The organism is Bifidobacterium mellis (genome assembly GCF_000967265.1).
GTDB lineage: Bacteria > Actinomycetota > Actinomycetes > Actinomycetales > Bifidobacteriaceae > Bombiscardovia > Bombiscardovia mellis.
In genome coordinates, this window is the sequence record NZ_KQ033885.1 from 1248434 (window position 1) to 1266360 (window position 17927).

The following is a 17927-nucleotide window of genomic DNA, read 5'->3' on the forward strand; positions in this document are numbered from 1 at the left end:
TGGCCCTACGGGGATCATTTCAGGATGATTGCAATGTTGTAGTGGAGACATGCATAGGTCATCCTCGTCACTACCCACCCTGGGTCCCTTCCTTGAGCAGCAATCCTTCCTGGCTGATCCGGAAGCGGCCCAAACCTGCCCCTGTCATGCTAGAGCGGCCCGCTGCCGGGCCATGCTGTCCGATATGGCACGGCAGTCGCGAACCACTCTGGTCCATCTGAGTGAATTAGCCGACCAAGCTCTGAGGGTCGACTGGGAAGGCCGGGCTGCTGAGGCCTATAGGGCCCAGGTGCGGGCCATGGATGCCGTCTGCCAGGATCAGCGCATCCAGGCAAGTCGCACCCTGAGCCTGATCGATCAAGAGATCCGGCCATGAAGCGGACAATCACCGCCGCCCCCGACGCCAACGGCTATACGCGCACCGAGCTGGACCACCTGACCGGCATGGCGGACCGGCTCAACCAAGCAGGTGGTGCCCTGGCCACCATGCAGTCCCAATGGGTTCTGACCAATCAGGCCATCTGCAGAACCATGCCGGGACTGCCTGCCCTCCCCTGCACCCAGGCTGCCGTACCGCCGCCGGGCCATGCCCGTCTGCCCATGGATCGGATGGTGTCCTTCTGCAGTGACCAGGCCCGGGCCTGCGAAGATCTGCGCACCCGGCTCCAGTCTGTGGCCGATCGATTGACCAAGGCCTACGGGCTGTACTCGCAAGCTGAATCGTTCATGGACCGGCTGATGGGCTCCCTGACCTCCAAGGCCCTGACCGTCTTTCAGCCTATTGCCCCGTTCATGCTGGGATCCATCAGTTTGGGCCTGGGGATGGCCAAACTAACCGGTCACCTGGACACATCGCAATTCCAGGAATTTATGGAAACCACAGCCAGCATCCAACAGCCCCTGCTGACCGCTGTCGCATCCGGCCTGTCTTCGGACCATCATGATCCCATCGGCGGATTGGTCACCGGCCCCGGCCTGCTGATGCCCCTGATACTCGCTCATTTCCAGGGTGACCGAATCACGATGGATCCCGTTCAGCCACAGGGCAAAGGATTGGGCGAGGCCCATGACATCGCCGGCGCCCTGCACAACCTGGAGACCCTGGGATCCTGCCGCGACGGCATTCCCTACGCCACAGTCGCCGTACAGCGCTACCGAAAGGCCGACGGCAAGGACCACTGGCTGGTCTACATACCCGGCACCAGCTCCCATCTGGACTCCCCCATCGGCTGGGCCCAGAACATCCAGCTCATGAGCGACAAGGCTTCAGTTCGTGACAGGGCAGCCTCCCTACGTCTAGTGGACCGGGCCATGCGGGATGCGGGGGTGCGTCCGGATGATCCGGTCAGCCTGGTGGGCCATTCCCAGGGTGGCATTGTGGCCGCCACCATGGCCTCGGATCTTTCAGACCGCTACCGCTTTGATCACATCGTGACCGTCGGCTCGCCCATCGCCCATCGCAAAATACAGTCTGACACCTGGGTGACCAGTGTGGAGATGCGCGAAGAGCTGGTCTCCAGCCTTGATGGAGCCGACAACCCCTCTCGACCCAATCGACTGACAGTCAGGGGAAGAGCGGGCGGACCTCCCCCTCCAGGCGGCGACCAGACTGGCCGGACAGTGATCACCGTTGGACCCGGCAAGGAATCCACCCACGGCATGGCCTACCAACAGGCAGCCTGGGCCGATGCCCGGGATCAGAACTCACCCGCAGTACGACGCCAGGACGACCACTTCGCCCATGCCATCGAGGGCGATTTGCAGGAGACCCGCTACTACCGTGGCAGACTACGACGATGAGCGAGACACGCTGGCCCCCAGGGCGCCCATGCCGGTTCCCGCTGGTTGACCCGGTCGTCTAGGCTGGAGGCATGAACCTGAGCCGAATCACCCCAGTCATCCCCCTTAATCCCCTGGACGGACGTTATCGCAGACAGACCGCCGATCTGGTGGACTTTCTGAGCGAACCTGCCTTGAACCGCGAGCGCATGCGGGTCGAAGTCGAATGGATGATCATGCTGGCCAACGGCTACCAGGGCAACGGCCAGCACCCGGTCCTACCGGGCGTAGAGCCTCTGACCGAGGCTGAAATGGCCTACCTGCGAGCCATACCCGAGGATTTCGATGCCGACGGCATCACCGAACTGGCTGGCATCGAAGCCCAGACCCACCACGATGTCAAAGCTGTGGAATACTACATCGACCGCCGTCTGGAGACTGCAGCAACAGCCCTTGGCCCCGAGTCCCAACTTCCGAGGCTGACACCCCTGGTCCATTTCGCCTGCACCAGCGAGGACATCAACAACCTGGCCTATGCCCGCTGCATCCGAGGCGGAGTCGAGCAGGTCTGGCTCCCGAAGGCCACCCGGATCGAGGAGCATCTGGCCACCATGGCTGAGCAATACCGGGATCTGCCCATGCTCGCCCTGACCCACGGCCAGCCGGCCACACCCACCACCCTGGGCAAGGAGATGGCGGTCTACGTCCACCGGCTGCACCGGCAGCTGGACCGGATTCGTAATCAGGACTACATGGGCAAGATGAATGGCGCTACTGGAACCTTTGGCGCCCATCTGGCCGCCCTGCCGCAGGTGGATTGGATCGATCTGACCCGGACCTTCATCGTGGAGCGGATGGGTCTGGTCTGGAATCCTCTGACCACCCAGATCGAGTCGCACGACTGGCAGGCCGAGCTCTTCAGCAACATCGCCCACCTGGGGCGGATCCTGCACAACCTGGCCGTGGATGTCTGGATGTACATCTCCCGCGGCGTCTTCGCCCAGGAACCCGTTAAAGGCGCGACAGGGTCCAGCACCATGCCCCACAAGGTCAACCCCATACGCTTCGAGAACGCCGAAGCCAATCTGGAGATCTCAGGAGCCCTGCTGGACACCCTGGCCGCCACCCTGACCGAAACCCGCTGGCAGCGGGACCTGACCGACTCCACCACCCAGCGCAACATCGGTTCGGCCCTGGGCTACAGCCTGCTGGCTCTGGACAACCTGGACGGCGGCCTGCAGACCATCCACCCGGACAAGGCCCTGATGGCCCGCGAGCTGAACAGCAACTGGGAGGTCCTGGGCGAGCCCATACAGACGGCCATGCGGGCTGCAGGTCTGGCTGGACGCTCAGGCATGGATCATCCCTATGAGCAGGTCAAGGAGCTGATGCGCGGCAAGAGGATCGGACGTGAGGATGTCGAGCACTTCATCGATGGCCTGGACCTGGACCAGGACACGGCCAGTCGGCTCAAGGCCTTGACACCGGCAACCTACACCGGTGCAGCCGGAACCTTGGTGGACTTCGATCGCGACTGATCATGACCCCGTCCCAGTCGACCATCACCCCCGAGGACACCGATTCTGTCGACACCGATCAGACAGATCAGGTCGTCATCCGGGATACCCCTCCACAACGGGTCCACGACGCCGAAGACCTGTTGCGAGCCTTGGCTGCCCTGATCCTGGGAATCCTGATCACCCTGGCAGCTGTCTATCTGAAAGGCATAGCCGCCGGGGTCGAGTCGGACATGCGCCAGGCCGGCAATGCCATGGACTGGCTCATGGACGTACCCACATCCTTCCTCCAGCAGGCAGTGACCGTGACCGTGGTCCTGGCCGTGATTGTCCACCTGCTGGTCAACAGGGAGTGGATCCAGGCCATCACTGCCCCCCTGGCCATGTTCCTGGGGTTCGGGCTGGTCATGCTGACCTCCAACCTGATCCTGAAGGCGGGCAACCCGACCCTGATCGCCTCATTCAGCTCCCAGAACACCATAGGGTCGCCCGTCCTGCTGCCTGACTTCTATGCAGGTCTGGCTGCCTTCCTGAGCGCAGCAGGACCCCGTCGCCTGCGCAGCTCGGTCAAGTGGGGGTGGAACGCTCTCTATATTGTGGCCATCATCATGGTCGCCATATCCTCCAATTCGGCCAGCGGGGTTCTGGTCTCGCTGATTCTGGGACGGATCATGGGCATGGTCGTCCGATACCTGGCGGGCACGCAGAACAAGGGCGCCTGGGGGCAGGGAGTGGTACAGGCCATAGCCTCCATCGGTATCCACGCCGCCAGCCTGGAACGTCAGGATCCCAGTCTGGATACTGATGGCCAGCCCCTGCCCGCCCTCGACGACGACCTTATCGAGGCCTCCCGCATCTACAGAGCCCGGGACAGGGATGGCCATAACTATACGGTGTCGGTCATGGACGGCCAGCTGCACACCATGGGCTATCTGATGCAGCTCTGGCAGTGGATCAAGCTGTCCGGAGTCTCCATGCGCCGGGACCGGTCAGTCAGAAACTCCATGCAACATCACATGGCCATGCTGGCTGAACTGCGGGACCTGGGGCTGACCGCCCTGCACCCCTATGGTCTGGCGGAGAGCGCGGAATCCTCAATTCTGGTCCTGGAGGATGACGTCCACCTTCGGCCCCTGGAACCGGGTAGCCTGGACACGGACAGGGCCAAGCAGCTGATGGACTACCTCCGCCGGGCCAACGAGCGCGGCTTCACGCACCGTCGCATCCGTCCGGAGACTCTGGCCATGGACCAGTCGGGCTCCATGGTCATCGCCGGCTGGGAGAACGGCGACAGCGCCAGCTCTCAGGCCAACATCGCCCTGGACCGAATCCAGCTTCTGACCTTGGTCGCCACGCTGATCGGCGTGGACCAAGCCATCCAGGCCGCCCGCGCATCCTGGGGGGTCAAGACCCTGGCGGGACTGTCGCCCTTCTGCCAGATGGTGGCCATTCCCTCACAGACCCAGGCCCTGCCCGGCTGGGATCGACAGATTCTGACTGACCTGCGAAAACAGCTGCGGGCCCTGGCTCCTCCTGAGTCGGTGGCGGAGACCGGCCAGGTGACCCTCTCCCGCTTCAGCCTGCGCAGCTTCGTGGCCCTGGCCCTCTTGGTAGTGGCTGTGGCGGTCATCGTCACCCAGTTCAACCTGCCCCAGGTCATCAGCGCCGTCCGCAACGCCAACCCTTGGATGGCCGGACTCTCCTTCCTGCTGGGGTCGCTGTCCTGGGTGGGCTGCGCCATCACCCTGGGAGTTTTCATCGACCCAGCCAAGCGCGACTTCAAGGGCATCTTCCTGTCCCAGGTGGCCTCCTCGTTCACCTCGGTCTCCATGCCCGCCGGGGTGGGCCCAGCCTTCGTCAACCTGCAGTTCCTGCGGCGGGACGGTTATGACAACACCATGGCCACGGCCATCATGAGCGCCGTGGTGGCCGTCCAGTTTGCGACCACCTTCTGCCTGCTGATCGTCATCGGGCTGTTCACCGGGCGCAACACCCTATCCGGGATGATCCCCACCAACACCCTGGTCATCGTCATCGGGACGGTGGCCATTGTCGCAGCCCTGATTATGGCCATCCCTTACACACGGCGACTGGTCATGGAGCGGCTGATGCCCATCGTGGCCTCCTACGCCCGCCACCTTGTGGAGATTCTGACCCAGCCCAGGCAACTGGTGGTGGCCGTGCTTGGGGCCGTACTGCAGTCAGCCGCCCTGGGCATGAGTTTCTGGGCCGCCCTGATGGCCTTCGGCTGTCGGACCAACGTGTTCGAGACCACCTTCGTCTTCCTCCTGGCCAACACGCTAGGCTCGGCCGTCCCCACCCCCGGCGGCCTGGGGGCCATTGAAGCGGTGCTCTTTTCCGCCTTCCGCCTGGCTGGTGTTCCCTCGGGCGTGGCCATATCGGCCACTCTGGTCTTCCGGGTGGCCACCTATTGGCTCCGCATTCCCCTGGGAGCCCTGGCCATGCGCTGGCTGGGCAGCCATAATCGCATCTGAAGGGCCCTTCGGGCAGGCCCAATCCAGAGGACCTCAAAAATCGCTTGATGAAATGTCGGAAACCCCCGGAAAATGCGGTGTTTGGGCCTAATCTGCGGTAATATCAGTCATTGACCGTTGGGCTTTCCCCAAATCAAGCAATGGGAGGCCCCCGAAAGAAGGATGTTCTATGGCATACAACAAGTCTGATCTCGTTTCGAAGATTGCGCAGAAGTCCAACCTGACCAAGGCTCAGGCGGAAGCTGCTGTCAACGCCTTCCAGGATGTCTTCGTCGAGGCCATGAAGTCCGGTGAGGGTCTGAAGCTGACCGGTCTGTTCTCGGCCGAGCGTGTCAAGCGCGCCGCCCGCACCGGCCGCAACCCCCGTACCGGTGAGACCATCAAGATTCCGGCCAGCTATGGCGTGCGCATCTCTGCCGGCTCGCTGTTGAAGAAGGCCGTCACCAACAAGAAGTGAAACCAGCCTTTCTGCAAGGGCCCTGGCATCCATCCACGGATGCCAGGGCCCTTCTTGTCAGAAGAAACCCAATTGAAGTCCCGCAATGCAAACCGGGCTTCTAGGCACCAGGCTCTGCGGCACTCTTTAGAAAGTCCATCAGGGAGTGGTATCGGGACGGTCCCAGATGGTCGAAGGGGTCAGGCAAGTCCACCTCGACTCGGTGAGAACCGCCCAGAACCAGGTGGCTCCAGTCGCATGACCATGTGCGTGTTCCCCGGTCTGCGGCACGGACGAAGTCGCCACGCAAACGGGCCCGGGTATCCTGTGGAGGCTGAACCATGGCGCGCTGTACCTCGGAATCGTCGATCGGCGAGCGCATGAGTCCATGACTGATCAGGCCGGAGTAGGACCTTCCCGCGCTCAGATCGTGATAGTCCAGGTCCAGCGCCTCGTCCAGATCCCGTCCGGCGCCTCGTCGACTCAGCCTTCGGAGCAGCCGCAGCTTGGCAGCCCAATCCACCCAGTCAGCCAGATCCCGCCAACGTCCCGCATCCAGCGCATCCAGGGCCGCCCTCCAAAGTTGCAGGGCACGCAGAGCCTGGGACCGGTCGACGCCTATATCCTCCTGCTGGTCCACCAAGGCCTTGCAGGCCGACCAATAGGCCTCTTGCAGACCCAGAGCGCTGATGCCGCTGGTCTTCGTGGAATCCTGCAGCTCCAGGGTGACCCGGCCGGTCCGATCCCGGCTGACGGCTCGGACTGCTGTACCGGGATCAGCCAGGGCCCAGTCGGCCAGGTCTGGCCGTCGGCCCCGACGGCAGGCCTGCTCAATCAGGTTGAGGACCAGGTGGGTACTGGCCATCTTGAACCAAGTGGCCAACGGCGACCGGTTGGTATCCCCTACGATCACATGCAGACGCCGCCATCGTTCAGGATCGGCCAGAGGCTCATCACGGGTGTTGACCATGGGACGGGCACGGGTGGTGGCCGAGGAGACCGCCTCGTCCAGAAAGTCTGCCCGCTGGCTGAGCTGGAACCCATCCGAACTCAGACGACCCGCCCCCGTTATCAGCTGTCGGGTGACAAGAAAGGGAACCAGGCAGGCTCCGATCATGTCCAGGGGGACTCGCCGGTCCAACAGGTAGTTCTCATGGCAGCCGAAGGCATGGCCTTGGGCATCCACATTGTTGGCGAAGACGTGAACCTTCACGGGCCTGCCCAGGTCCTCCGCCAAGCGTTTCCCGGCGCGCTCCGCGAGGTCGGTCATGATCCGCTCCCCGGCCAGCACCTGGGTCAGTGCCGTCAGCGGATCGCGCGCCTCCGCCGTGGCATACTCCGGGTGGGAGCCCACATCCAGGTAGAGTCTGGCGCCATTGGGCAGATAGATGTTGGTTGAACCGTGCTTAACAATGAGCGGGCGGAACATGGCCATGGCCACCCTGCCGGCGGCATATGGGGCACTGGCACCGGTCAGGCTCAGTCCATACTCGGTCTCGATGCCGAATATCCTGCGAAAGTCCGAGTCACTGCCCTGCCCGTCCGCCATGGATCACTGGCCGCCCTTCTGGACGAAGCCCTGCACATACTCCTTGGCATTGGTCTCCAGGGTGGTCTCGATGTCATCCAGGACGGCATCCAGGTCGGACCCAGCCGCCTGGTCCTGTTCATGTGCACCGGTCTGCGGCAAATCCTCTTCCTGCTCCTGCTGCTGCCCGACTGCCATGCGCCGTCCCTGCTGGGATGCCTCAGCCATGGTCGCTCTCCTTTCCGGAGCGGATCAGCGCCCGCTCAGATACGTATTCAGATCCTCCGCGATGAGTCCGTTGGTGGCCACCACGTCGTTGCTGCCCTCCCAACGCACATGCCCGCCGTCCCAGCGCCAGAGGGTGCCCTTGGCCTCCCGGACCACGACAGCCGCTGCGGAGACGGCAGGGATGTCCCAGGAGTGCAAGGCCGGTTCGAAGTAGGCGTCGTAGCTGCCGTCCGCCACCCGGCACAGGTCCAGCGAGACCGGACCGACGCGCTTGATGTCGGCAGGCTTGCCGGCCATGCGCGAGACGATCTGCAGGACCTTTTCGGACTCGTTGGGAAAGTAGGACATGCCGAAGCTGATCACTGATCCGGTCAGGGTGGTCATCGTGGAGGGGATGATCTTCTCCCGCTTGTCGCCCACGATGGTCCGTCGGATCCTGATGGCGCCCTGGCCCTTGGCGGCCAGATAGGTCAGGCCCAGGACCGGCGCATGCACGATGCCCAGGACCGGCGAAGCGTGGCCCTTCTCGTCCACGGCGAACAGGGAGATGGTCAGCGTCCATTCGGCCATGTTGCGCACATAGTTGACCGGGCCGTCGATGTGGCCCAGGCACCAGTAGCGGCCGCCAGGACGGCGGTTGCCAGCCTCCTCCTCCCAGAAGCCATCCATGGGGTCCAGGGCGGCGATCTTGGTTCGGCAATAGCGGATCAGACGCGTATCGATGCCCGGCGAGAACTGGGTGCCCTGGCCGATGGCTGAGGTGGAGCGGGGATCGTGGGGGTTGATCTGGTCCTGGAGGGCATGACGGCCGGCCTCCACAGCGATGGTGGCGGCCTGCATGGCCAAATCGCGCAATTCCATACTTCTCTTCTCTTTCAAACGGGTGGTCGAGGCATTGCCGACCGTGGTCCACCGGTGGTCGTCCGGTCGGATATCGGACTGTTTTCTGCGCTATCTGCAGTATATGTCGCGGTCATCCCGGCAGGAAGACCGTGTGTGACCCAGCGGATCGGACAGGTCCACAACCCTGGTCCCAGGCTCACCATCCGATCCCCGCTCCTCAAGGATGACACGACTCCAGGAGACGGCCCTGACCGCATCAGGGCAACGGTGAAGCAGCTGGGACCGGCACCAGGCCCGGGTCTGCTCAGGCCCCTGGTCCATGGCCCTGGTGATCTGGTCGGAATCGGCCAGTCGCAGAACGGATCCTCTGAGTCGCCAAGGCAGATCACGGCCGGGATCCACCCGTGCCCAGGCCAGGTCCAGGGCCGCCAGACGGGGATCCGACCAGTCCGATATGGACCGACGACGGCGCAGACGCTCCAAGAGCTGCCACTTGAGCAGCCATTCCAACCTGCCTGCCTGGTCATGCATGGCCAGACGGGCCTCGTCGTCGCCAGACCGAACCAGAGCCAGATCCTCAAGCGCCTGGTCCCAGAGTTTCAGAACGCGGTCGCCGGCAGGACCTGGTCTATCGGCATCCCGTCTGCCCTGGCGGGCCGCACCCAGAAGTGCCTTTTGGATGGCAAGCGCATCGGCGAACCCTCCGTTTGCCAAGGCCAGCGGTTTGGTCAAGGTGACATCATGGGAAACCGTGTGCAAGGCCGCCACCGGATCATCCAGCATCCAGCGATCCAACAGTTCATCAACCAGACTTGTCGAATCGCCCTCGGACTCCAGGAGCCCCAGCAGCAGATCGGTGGTCCCCAGCTTGAGGACCAGGGGCGCATCCAGACGGTTGGCATCGCCCACGATCACATGGAGACGGCGGCTGCCCGGCCCGGCGTGTGACTCGTCCCGGGTATTGATGATCGGCCGCCCGAAGGTGGTCTGCAGTCCAATACGGCTGGTCAGATAGTCGGCGCGCTGGCTGAGCTGGAAGCCGGCCCCCTCGCTCCTGGGTCCCAGACCCACCCTGCCCGAACCGGTATAGATCTGTCGGGTGACGAAATGAATGGTCATCAGGGCCGCCACCCTGGCGAAGGGCACCGCCCTATCCATCAGATAGTTCTCATGGGATCCCCAGGCGGCACCCTTGCCATCCACGTTGTTCTTGTAGAGGGCCAAATCTCCGGCCCTTTCTGCGGCCTGGGCCATCATCCGGTCACCCGCTCGGTCCTGGACCAGAGCATCGAAGGCATTCACCGTTTCCGCCGAGGCATACTCGGGATGGGCGTGATCCACATAAATCCGTGCCCCATTGGCAGCTGCCACATCGATCAGCCGGGCGCCGGGTGCATCAGTGAGCATGCTCGGTGCTGCAGCGGAACGCGGCAGCCGACCTCCCCTGGCGTCATTGACCGGATCCTCGCCACCATAGTCCCAGCGGATGTGAGCCAGGTCCGGCTGGGCAGCGGCCCTTACCAGACGCAGGGCCAGAGCACGTGGATCAGCGCCGGGATCCCCGGGGTCGGCAATGGCATACTCCGTCTCGGTGCCTATGACCCGCCCGGCACTCATGACCGCTCCCCTGGCCCGTCGACCGGGCGAACCTCCTGGACCTGCCCTGGACGCAGTCCGGCCAGATCGGCCCAGCGGTCCGGATCCTGGCCACGGAGCTCCTCAAGAGTGTCCTCATACTGCCTGCGGACCGCCCTCTTGCAGAACCCACGGTCAAGACCCACCTGCCGACCCTGTTCGATGGAGGCCTTGACCGCCATGGTCTTGACCCGGTCAACCAGGTTGTGCAGCATGGCGCCGGAGACCACGGACTCCAGGTAGAGGGGCTGCCAGCGGCCCGTGGCATCCATGATCCTGCCCAGCAGGTGGTCATCATCCCGAGCGAAGAGTCCGTCGACCAGTGTTTGGATCAGCTCCTCGGGCCTGGCATCATCCTCCATGGGCATATCGGAGCTCAGATACTTACCCAGGATGGCGGCCGACCTGGTCCTGTCGGGCCGATCGATGCGGATTTTGACATCCAGCCGTCCTGGGCGCAGAACCGCCGGGTCGATCATGTCGATGCGGTTGGAGGCACCGATGACCATGACCTGGTCCAGTGACTCGACACCGTCAAGCTCAGTCAGAAACTGGGGGACGATGGTGGTCTCCACATCCGATGAGATGCCCGACCCACGGGTGCGCAGCAGGGCATCCATCTCGTCGATGAAGACCACCACGGGTCCACCCTGGCCTGCCAGGCTGCGGGCCCTGGCGAACAGGCGGCGGATCAGACGTTCGGACTCGCCCACGAACTTGTTGAGCACCTCGGGGCCCTTGACCGATAGGAAGACCCCGTGGCCGTCGCTCTCCTGGGCCAGTGCACGGGCCAGGGCCTTGGCGATCATGGTCTTGCCATTGCCGGGCGGTCCGTAGAGCAGGACACCCTTGGGGGCCTGGAGCCCGTAACGGCGCATCAGATCGGCATGCTGGAAGGGCAGCTGTACCGCATCACGAATCCGCTCGATCTGCCTGTCCAGGCCGCCGATATCCGAGAAGTCCACATCAGGAGTCTCCTCCAGCAGCATGTCGGACTGGTCCGACTCAGGCAGAACAGCCAGGGCCATCCTACAGCTTTCATCCATGAGCAAGGCGCTGCCCGCCTCGATGGGCTGGTCCTGCAGAGAGCCCGCACGTGCAGCGACGCGGGTCTGTCCGGAAGGGTCTTCCACCAGCAGGGCACCGGATTCCAAGGTCTCCCGCAGCGTGCGGACCTGCCCGGTCACCGGTTGATCGCCCACACGCACCACCACCATATCGGCGTTGAGCAGAACCTCCTGGCCGGCCCTTATCCGTTCGGCACGGATATCAGGTGCCAGAGGAACCACCATCCGCCTGGAACCGTTCAGAATCAGCAGGCGGGCCTGCTGCACCCCCTGGCTGTCATATGCGACGGAATCCACACCCAAGGCCAGGGCGACCGTCAAGGGCGGCTGACCCAGCTGGGCCAACTGGCTCTTGGCCTTGGCCAGTTCCTTGGCAGCCCTGGTCAGCGCCGCAGCCAAGGCCCGGTTGCGCCGATCAGCGGCCTGGTCCCGGTCATTGGCAGGTTCAGCCTGCTCGACATCATCGGACTGCATGGCTTCTCTCCTTCGTCCCTCCCTGGAATCCCCTCTCAGCTTGGACCGCCAGCCGAGCGGAAGAGCTCAGCTGCAGCGGGCCCCGTCTTCCAAGCGAGCGCCACGGGCCCAGTCCATGGCCTTCATGGCACGCTTGCCGGCAGCCTTGACCATCTGCAGCTCCAGAGGCAGGGTCTTGGTGCCCACCCAGAGGTGGCGACGGTCCATGGCCAGCCGACCCGGCTCCAGATGCGAGGGAAGACCGGGCTCATTCCCCCGGGCTGGTGCCGCCCTGAGCACGGTTAGCCCTGTCTGCTTGTCCTGCGGGCCATTGCCTTGCTGATACAGGCACCAGGCTCCCGGTTCCGGGCTGCAGGCCCGAACCTGTCGATCCAGGGCAAAGACGGGCACATCGAAACGCATGTGAGCATCCTGGTGGGTGATTTTAGCGGCCACCTGGTAGGCGCCCTGTGTCTGCTCCTTGGGTTGAATCCGACCTTCGGCAAGGGCCTCCAGACTGGCAGCCAGCAGATGGGACCCATCCTCAGCCAGCCGATCCAGCAGCTCGCCCGAGGTCTCGTGCGGCCCAATCTCGACGGTGGACTGAGCCAGGATGGGCCCCTCATCCATGCCGGCCGTCAGCTGAAAAACCGTGGCGCCGGTGATGGCATCCCCGGCCCAGATGGCCCGCTGCACCGGGGCCGCCCCCCGCCACTGCGGCAACAGGGAAAAGTGCAGATTGTACCAGCCACCCTCAAAGGCGTCCAGAACCGGCTGACGCAGGATCCGCCCGTAGGCCACGACGGCCGCACAGCTGGCACCCGTATCCTGCAACCGCGCCGGAAAATCCGGATCGGATGGGTCGTCCTCAAGAACAGGGATCCCCAGCTTCAGTGCCTCAGCCTTGACCGGACTGGGATGCAGATGCCTTCCACGCCCCTGGGGGGCGTCGGGTCTGGTGAGCACGGCAGCAACCCGGAAATGCTCCTGATCGGCCGCCAGCAATCTCAGAGATGGCAAGGCGACCTGAGGTGTGCCCGCAAACAGCAATGTCATGACCATATCGGCAATCTCCTTTTCATCCGACGGCTGTGGACCTCCGCGCTTTCACTGCACCTGAGGAATGTTCACCCCGGCCTCGATCAGGGCGGTGCGCAGTCCGTAGGGGTCGCTGAATCGCAGGCTGCGGATGCCGGCCTTGTTGGCGCCAACTACATTCATACCCTTGTCATCCACGAAGAGGGTCCTGCCAGCCTGGATTCCGAACTGATCCAGGGCATAGCGGTAGATGGCCGGGTCAGGCTTGCGCATGTGGATGGGCCCGGAGACCACCACCCCGTCCAGCCTATGCAGGAAGGAGTCGCCGTCCCAGGCATGATGGAAGAGCTCGGCACCCCAGTTGGTCAACCCCCAAACGCCCAGACCTGCCGCCTTCAGATCCTCCACCAGCATGCGGGCACCAGGCACCGGGCCGGTCAGCGAATCGACGAAGTGATCACAGTAGTAGGCGAACATGGCATCCCAGGGGGATCCGCATTCGGCGGCCACCCAGTCACAGGCCTGGGCGCAGGTGGCTCCGCCGTCCATCATGTTGTTGGCCCGGTAGAAGCCGGAACGGTTGTCGTCCAGCATGGCTTCGATGCTGCTGCGCCCGTATCGGGCCACCATGGCCATCTCAGGCTGCCAACGAATCAGGACATTGCCGAAGTCGAAGATGACCTGTTCAATGGGCTGACCCTGGGCCTGAGCCGCTTGCCACCCAGCCTGGATCACATCTGCCTCAACCTGGATCTCGCCCGGCCAGCCCTTCATGACGCTCCGCCTTTCCTGAATTCGTTCATATACGCCTTTGCCTGCGTCCCCTCATGAAACCACGCCGCATAGACCCCCTGCGTATCCACCTGGATCGCCAATCAGGTCAGATCCTTGGGATCCATCCGGAAGCGCAGCTCTCCTCTCCCGCGACCGGCCACATACTTGGCCTGAGCCTGCTTGAGATCGTCAGCCAGCTTGTCCCGGCGGCTGGTGCGCACCCGAACCAGGGCCCGGACCCTGTCCTGGGTTCCCTCCAGATAGCCGGCTTTCAGCGTGGACGGTGCCGGTATGGGTACAGGCCCAAGCAAGGCAGGAACTGGCTCAGGGCCAGCATCCGTCACAGCCTCCTGACCCGGCGCAATCCCGACGGCGTCCAACATCCAGACAACGGCCTCTCTTTCGCCCCAGATTGCAGCCATGCCGACAGCAGGGGGCATGGCAGTCAACCGGCGGTCCTCCAGATCGGCGGCAGCCAACACCGGCCCCTGCCAGGTCATCAGCGCCTGGGCCAGCTGGGGATCGCACTCCCCCAGCAGGAGCACCTGACCTCCTTGGGCCCGGGGGCGACAGAAGGAGGCCACGCGCATCCAGGCTCCCAGAGTGTCCATACGTGCATCGACGCCAGGGGCATACAGGCTGGTCCAGGCATCCAGAATTGCCACCGCACGGTATCCTCGCGACAGCCTGGGCAGATTCGGATCGCCAGTGTCTGTATTGTTGCCATCAACGCCCGAACCAACCACCCTGGGCTCGGCGCCCGGGGTGGCGATGACCAGACTGGGACGATCCTGTACACGCTCGACCACCCCGCGGGGCTGGCTGGGCGAAGAGATGACGATGGGCACATTTCTGAAGAGCATGCGCAGCTCCTGGGCCGTCCCAGCGGCGCCTACCCTGACCACCCGAAGCCGTGAACCCCCACAATCCGGGCAGGACCAGTCCGTAGCCGCAGCACCGCACCAGGCGCAGCGGGGCGCGCCAGACCGCCTGGCCCGCAGGGGTCCGGTGCAACGCGGGCAACGAGCCTGATGATGGCAGCGAGCGCAGCTCAGGCTCTCGAAGATGCCGTCCTGCGGGATGGACAGCAGAACCGGGCCACGCTCCAGGGCTTTGTTGATAACGGCGACGGCGGTATGAGGAACCCGGGCGCCAATGGTCGGGTCGGCCAGATGACTCAGTTCCTCCCGGTTCAGCCAGCGGATCCAGGGCAGCAGTGTCGTCACCGCAGACCGGTCAAGGGTCAAGGCGGTACCTGGACCGGTCACGCCAGAATCCGATTCGGTGGCCTCGGGCAGACCCTCCCAGTGGGAACGCACGCTTCTGGCTCGGGCCATGGCCAGGAAGACGCCGCCGTGGGCACGTGCCCGCAGCCTCAGCACTCCCCGGGCGTTGGCGTAGGGCATCATCCCGTCGGCGTACTGATAGCTGGCATCGTCCATCAGGGCGAAGAGGGCTGGACCCTCCACCGGGGCGTACATGGCAGCCCGCAGTCCTATGGCGCAACGGACCTGACCGGAAGCCAGAGCAAGGTAGGCCCTGTACCGCTCGGCAGGAGCCATGCCGCTGTCCAGAATGGCGAAATCTCCGGACCAGCCGCGGGCCTCCTGTTGGCCAGGTCCTGCTGTGACAGAAGGGCCGAAGGGACGCAACCCAAGTTGCTGGAGGACTGCGGACAGGTGGACCACCTGACGGGTGCCCGGCAGCACCATAACCGCCGATCTGCCGGCCAGCAGGGCGGCTATCAGCACCCTGGCAGCCAGTAGGGCGGCCTGGTCCATGCCAGGCAGAATGTCAGCCAAAAAGGAGGCGAAGGCATCGTCTTCCAGCGATTGGTCCAGATTCTCCAACCCCTGATAGCCCGGATCAAGCCTTTGTTTCAGGTCCTTGTGTCGCTGGGCCAGCCCGGCCACCCAGGCGGGGTCGGAAGCCAATCGGGGCTGACCGGGAACTAGCTGCTGCTCCTTGTCAATGCGCGCCACTCGAGGGGGAAGGGCCAGCCGCAGAATATTGGCCTCGGTGCCCCCATAGGCTCCGGCGATGGCAGTGATGTCCGCGCGCAGGGAAGGTGAAATCAGGCTGCGATCCAGCACCACCCGCTCCAGGAAACGCAGGGAGGCACGGGGAACCTGGCTGTCTGCCACACGTTCCCAGATGATGCCGTTGACCCTGCGCGCCCCGAACCGGACGCGAACCAGGCATCCCGGCTGTGCATGATCGTCCTGGTCGGCATCCACCAGATAATCGAAGGTCCCGCCCAGATGGGTGGCCTGCACGTCCAGCACCACCCGTGCCACAGGGAGTCCATCGGCCGGTCGGCGCGGAGGCTTCCTTCGACTGCTGTTCGAACGACGGCGTGGGGCAAGGCCATCCAGGGCGGGCTGACTGACGGCCTGCGAATCCATGGATGCTCCCCTCGCTTTCACAATTAAGAGAACCACGGCGGATTCCCCCAGTCGATGACCTGGAAACCCGCCGTGGCTCTTGACGAACAGCTACTACCTGGTCATGCCGATGGCGGCCTTGAGCTCGCCCACCTTGTCCACCTGCTCCCAGGTGAAATCCGGGTCCTCCCGGCCGAAGTGCCCATAGGCTGCAGTCTTGGCATAGATGGGTCTCAACAGATCCAGCTCATCGATGATGGCAGCAGGCCGCAGGTCGAAGACCTCGCGCACGGCCTCCTGGATCTGCTCGCGGCTGACCCCCTGCTCGGTGCCATAGGTCTCCACGTTGACGCTGACCGGATCGGCCACGCCAATGGCATAGGCCACCTGGACCTCGACCTTGTGCGCCAGTCCAGCGGCCACGATGTTCTTGGCCACCCAACGCGCAGCGTAGGCAGCGGACCGGTCGACCTTGCTGGGATCCTTGCCGGAGAAGGCGCCGCCTCCATGATGGGCCGCACCGCCATAGGTGTCCACGATGATCTTGCGTCCGGTCAATCCTGCGTCAGCCGCTGGTCCGCCCAGAACAAAGGAACCGGTCGGATTGACCAGCACCCGGTAGCCCTGGTGCTCGACGGCCTTGCCGCAGACGCGATCCAGAACGGGCGTGATGACATGCTCCATCAACTGCTCCTGCAGCCAGTCATGCCCCACCTCGGGATCATGCTGGGTGGAGATGAGGACCGTGTCCACACGGCGGGGGCGGTCATCCTGATCGTATTCGATGGTGACCTGGGTCTTGCCGTCGGGACGCAAATGAGGGATGATCCCCTCCTTGCGCACCTGTGCCAGCCGGAAGGCCAGCTGGTGGGCCAGATAGATGGGCAGGGGCATAAGCGTATCGGTTTCATCGCAGGCGTAGCCGAACATGACGCCCTGGTCGCCGGCCCCCTGGGACTGGTAGCGCTCCTCGCGGGTGGCGGCGCTCTCCTGGCTGGCCGACAGCCGTTCCACACCCTGGTTGATTTCCTTGCTCTGCTCGCTCAGAGCCACGGTCACGCCGCAGGAATCCGCGTCCAGTCCAATATCGGATGAGGTGTAGCCGATCCTGCGCAGCACCGACCGAACCTGAGACTGAATATCCGTGTAGCCCTGTGATGAGACCTCTCCGAAGACGAAGAAGAGGCCAGTGGCCGCCGAGGTCTCCACAGCCACATGCGAATGCGGATCCTGGGCGATAAGATCGTCCAGGATGGCATCGGAAATCTGGTCGCAGACCTTGTCTGGATGGCCCTCGGTCACTGATTCAGCCGAAATCAGCCGTCGCTCTGTCATTTCATTCACCTTTGTCTAGAAACCGTCACCGCCCGAGAACCCTGCAATGAGAGTCGAAGGCTCAGTTGCCTTCGCTCAGATCGTCCTCGCCCAGGGTCTCCTCAAGCAGGCCCTCGTTGATCTCACGGAAGGCGATGGACAGGGGTTTCTCCTGGTTCTGGTACTCGACCAGGGGGCCGACGTTCTGCAGCAGGCCCTCATTGAGCTGAGTGAAATAGGAATTGATCTGACGGGCCCGCTTGGCCGCGAAGATAGAGAGTGCATACTTCGAATCGGCGTGCTTCATGAGGTCGTCGATGGGAGGATTCGCAAATCCCTGCGGATGGGGCTCGGTACCGAATGCCATAAGATGTTTCTCCAATTCAACTGGATGAACCATTCATTCAATCTGAATGATTTTACCGCCCGGGCTCGA

Annotated in this window: 15 protein-coding genes; 5 read left to right on the forward strand and 10 right to left on the reverse strand. The window is 63.8% G+C overall.

Annotated features, from left to right (window positions below):
- The first annotated feature begins 49 nt into the window (after positions 1-49).
- The 5 genes from JF70_RS05330 (at position 50) to JF70_RS05350 (ending at position 6248) form a co-directional block, all read left to right on the forward strand.
- A complete protein-coding gene (locus tag JF70_RS05330; RefSeq protein WP_045935544.1) occupies positions 50-376 on the forward strand; it encodes a hypothetical protein in 327 nt (108 codons plus the stop codon).
- Positions 373-1800 (forward strand): PGAP1-like alpha/beta domain-containing protein, encoded by a 1428-nt coding sequence (locus JF70_RS05335; RefSeq protein WP_045935545.1) that lies wholly within the window; start codon positions 373-375, stop codon positions 1798-1800. The genes JF70_RS05330 and JF70_RS05335 overlap by 4 nt, the downstream gene beginning before the upstream one ends.
- Before the next feature lie 71 nt (positions 1801-1871).
- On the forward strand, positions 1872-3317 hold the full coding sequence (gene purB, locus JF70_RS05340) for an adenylosuccinate lyase (RefSeq protein ID WP_045935546.1): 1446 nt from the start codon (positions 1872-1874) through the stop codon (positions 3315-3317).
- Between the two features lie 2 nt (positions 3318-3319).
- Positions 3320-5791, forward strand: coding sequence for a lysylphosphatidylglycerol synthase transmembrane domain-containing protein (locus tag JF70_RS05345; protein WP_197069105.1), 2472 nt, complete (start codon positions 3320-3322; stop codon positions 5789-5791).
- A 169-nt stretch (positions 5792-5960) separates the two neighbouring features.
- A complete protein-coding gene (locus JF70_RS05350; RefSeq protein ID WP_015022121.1) occupies positions 5961-6248 on the forward strand; it encodes an HU family DNA-binding protein in 288 nt (95 codons plus the stop codon).
- A 100-nt stretch (positions 6249-6348) separates the two neighbouring features.
- On the opposite strand, the gene JF70_RS05355 is transcribed toward JF70_RS05350, so the two are convergent.
- The 10 genes from JF70_RS05355 to rpoZ form a co-directional block, all read right to left on the reverse strand.
- A complete protein-coding gene (locus JF70_RS05355; protein WP_045935547.1) occupies positions 6349-7776 on the reverse strand; it encodes a proteasome accessory factor PafA2 family protein in 1428 nt (475 codons plus the stop codon).
- Between the two features lie 3 nt (positions 7777-7779).
- On the reverse strand, positions 7780-7953 hold the full coding sequence (locus JF70_RS05360; protein WP_045936169.1) for a ubiquitin-like protein Pup: 174 nt from the start codon (positions 7951-7953) through the stop codon (positions 7780-7782).
- A 54-nt stretch (positions 7954-8007) separates the two neighbouring features.
- Positions 8008-8844, reverse strand: coding sequence for an inositol monophosphatase family protein (locus tag JF70_RS05365; RefSeq protein WP_045935548.1), 837 nt, complete (start codon positions 8842-8844; stop codon positions 8008-8010).
- A gap of 90 nt (positions 8845-8934) precedes the next feature.
- Positions 8935-10443 (reverse strand): depupylase/deamidase Dop, encoded by a 1509-nt coding sequence (gene dop / locus JF70_RS05370; protein ID WP_045935549.1) that lies wholly within the window; start codon positions 10441-10443, stop codon positions 8935-8937.
- The gene (gene arc, locus JF70_RS05375; RefSeq protein WP_045935550.1) at positions 10440-12002 is read right to left on the reverse strand and encodes a proteasome ATPase; all 1563 of its coding nucleotides are present in this window, start codon (positions 12000-12002) and stop codon (positions 10440-10442) included. Before arc ends, dop begins: the two co-directional genes overlap by 4 nt.
- A gap of 66 nt (positions 12003-12068) precedes the next feature.
- Positions 12069-13043: a methionyl-tRNA formyltransferase gene (gene fmt, locus JF70_RS05380; protein ID WP_045935551.1), complete on the reverse strand. Its 975-nt coding sequence runs from the start codon at positions 13041-13043 to the stop codon at positions 12069-12071.
- A gap of 45 nt (positions 13044-13088) precedes the next feature.
- Positions 13089-13793 carry an HAD family hydrolase gene (locus JF70_RS05385; protein ID WP_045935552.1) on the reverse strand — a complete coding sequence of 235 codons (705 nt, stop codon included), beginning with the start codon at positions 13791-13793 and terminating at the stop codon, positions 13089-13091.
- Positions 13794-13894: 101 nt separating this feature from the next.
- Complete coding sequence (locus JF70_RS05390; RefSeq protein ID WP_045935553.1) at positions 13895-16198, reverse strand: primosomal protein N' family DNA-binding protein; 2304 nt, start codon at positions 16196-16198, stop codon at positions 13895-13897.
- A 93-nt stretch (positions 16199-16291) separates the two neighbouring features.
- Complete coding sequence (gene metK, locus JF70_RS05395) at positions 16292-17512, reverse strand: methionine adenosyltransferase (RefSeq protein WP_045935554.1); 1221 nt, start codon at positions 17510-17512, stop codon at positions 16292-16294.
- A 61-nt stretch (positions 17513-17573) separates the two neighbouring features.
- On the reverse strand, positions 17574-17858 hold the full coding sequence (gene rpoZ / locus JF70_RS05400; protein ID WP_015022131.1) for a DNA-directed RNA polymerase subunit omega: 285 nt from the start codon (positions 17856-17858) through the stop codon (positions 17574-17576).
- Positions 17859-17927: the final 69 nt, after the last annotated feature.

What these genes read in the sequence shown, in the direction of transcription:
- metK (WP_045935554.1), bottom strand. Translation starts at nt 17,512, where the DNA reads ATGACAGAGCGACGGCTGATTTCGGCTGAATCAGTGACCGAGGGCCAT.
- fmt (WP_045935551.1), bottom strand. Translation starts at nt 13,043, where the DNA reads ATGGTCATGACATTGCTGTTTGCGGGCACACCTCAGGTCGCCTTGCCA.
- JF70_RS05355 (WP_045935547.1), bottom strand. Translation starts at nt 7,776, where the DNA reads ATGGCGGACGGGCAGGGCAGTGACTCGGACTTTCGCAGGATATTCGGC.
- JF70_RS05330 (WP_045935544.1), top strand. Translation starts at nt 50, where the DNA reads ATGCATAGGTCATCCTCGTCACTACCCACCCTGGGTCCCTTCCTTGAG.
- JF70_RS05385 (WP_045935552.1), bottom strand. Translation starts at nt 13,793, where the DNA reads ATGAAGGGCTGGCCGGGCGAGATCCAGGTTGAGGCAGATGTGATCCAG.
- JF70_RS05390 (WP_045935553.1), bottom strand. Translation starts at nt 16,198, where the DNA reads ATGGATTCGCAGGCCGTCAGTCAGCCCGCCCTGGATGGCCTTGCCCCA.
- JF70_RS05350 (WP_015022121.1), top strand. Translation starts at nt 5,961, where the DNA reads ATGGCATACAACAAGTCTGATCTCGTTTCGAAGATTGCGCAGAAGTCC.
- JF70_RS05360 (WP_045936169.1), bottom strand. Translation starts at nt 7,953, where the DNA reads ATGGCAGTCGGGCAGCAGCAGGAGCAGGAAGAGGATTTGCCGCAGACC.
- dop (WP_045935549.1), bottom strand. Translation starts at nt 10,443, where the DNA reads ATGAGTGCCGGGCGGGTCATAGGCACCGAGACGGAGTATGCCATTGCC.
- purB (WP_045935546.1), top strand. Translation starts at nt 1,872, where the DNA reads ATGAACCTGAGCCGAATCACCCCAGTCATCCCCCTTAATCCCCTGGAC.
- arc (WP_045935550.1), bottom strand. Translation starts at nt 12,002, where the DNA reads ATGCAGTCCGATGATGTCGAGCAGGCTGAACCTGCCAATGACCGGGAC.
- JF70_RS05335 (WP_045935545.1), top strand. Translation starts at nt 373, where the DNA reads ATGAAGCGGACAATCACCGCCGCCCCCGACGCCAACGGCTATACGCGC.
- JF70_RS05365 (WP_045935548.1), bottom strand. Translation starts at nt 8,844, where the DNA reads ATGGAATTGCGCGATTTGGCCATGCAGGCCGCCACCATCGCTGTGGAG.
- JF70_RS05345 (WP_197069105.1), top strand. Translation starts at nt 3,320, where the DNA reads ATGACCCCGTCCCAGTCGACCATCACCCCCGAGGACACCGATTCTGTC.
- rpoZ (WP_015022131.1), bottom strand. Translation starts at nt 17,858, where the DNA reads ATGGCATTCGGTACCGAGCCCCATCCGCAGGGATTTGCGAATCCTCCC.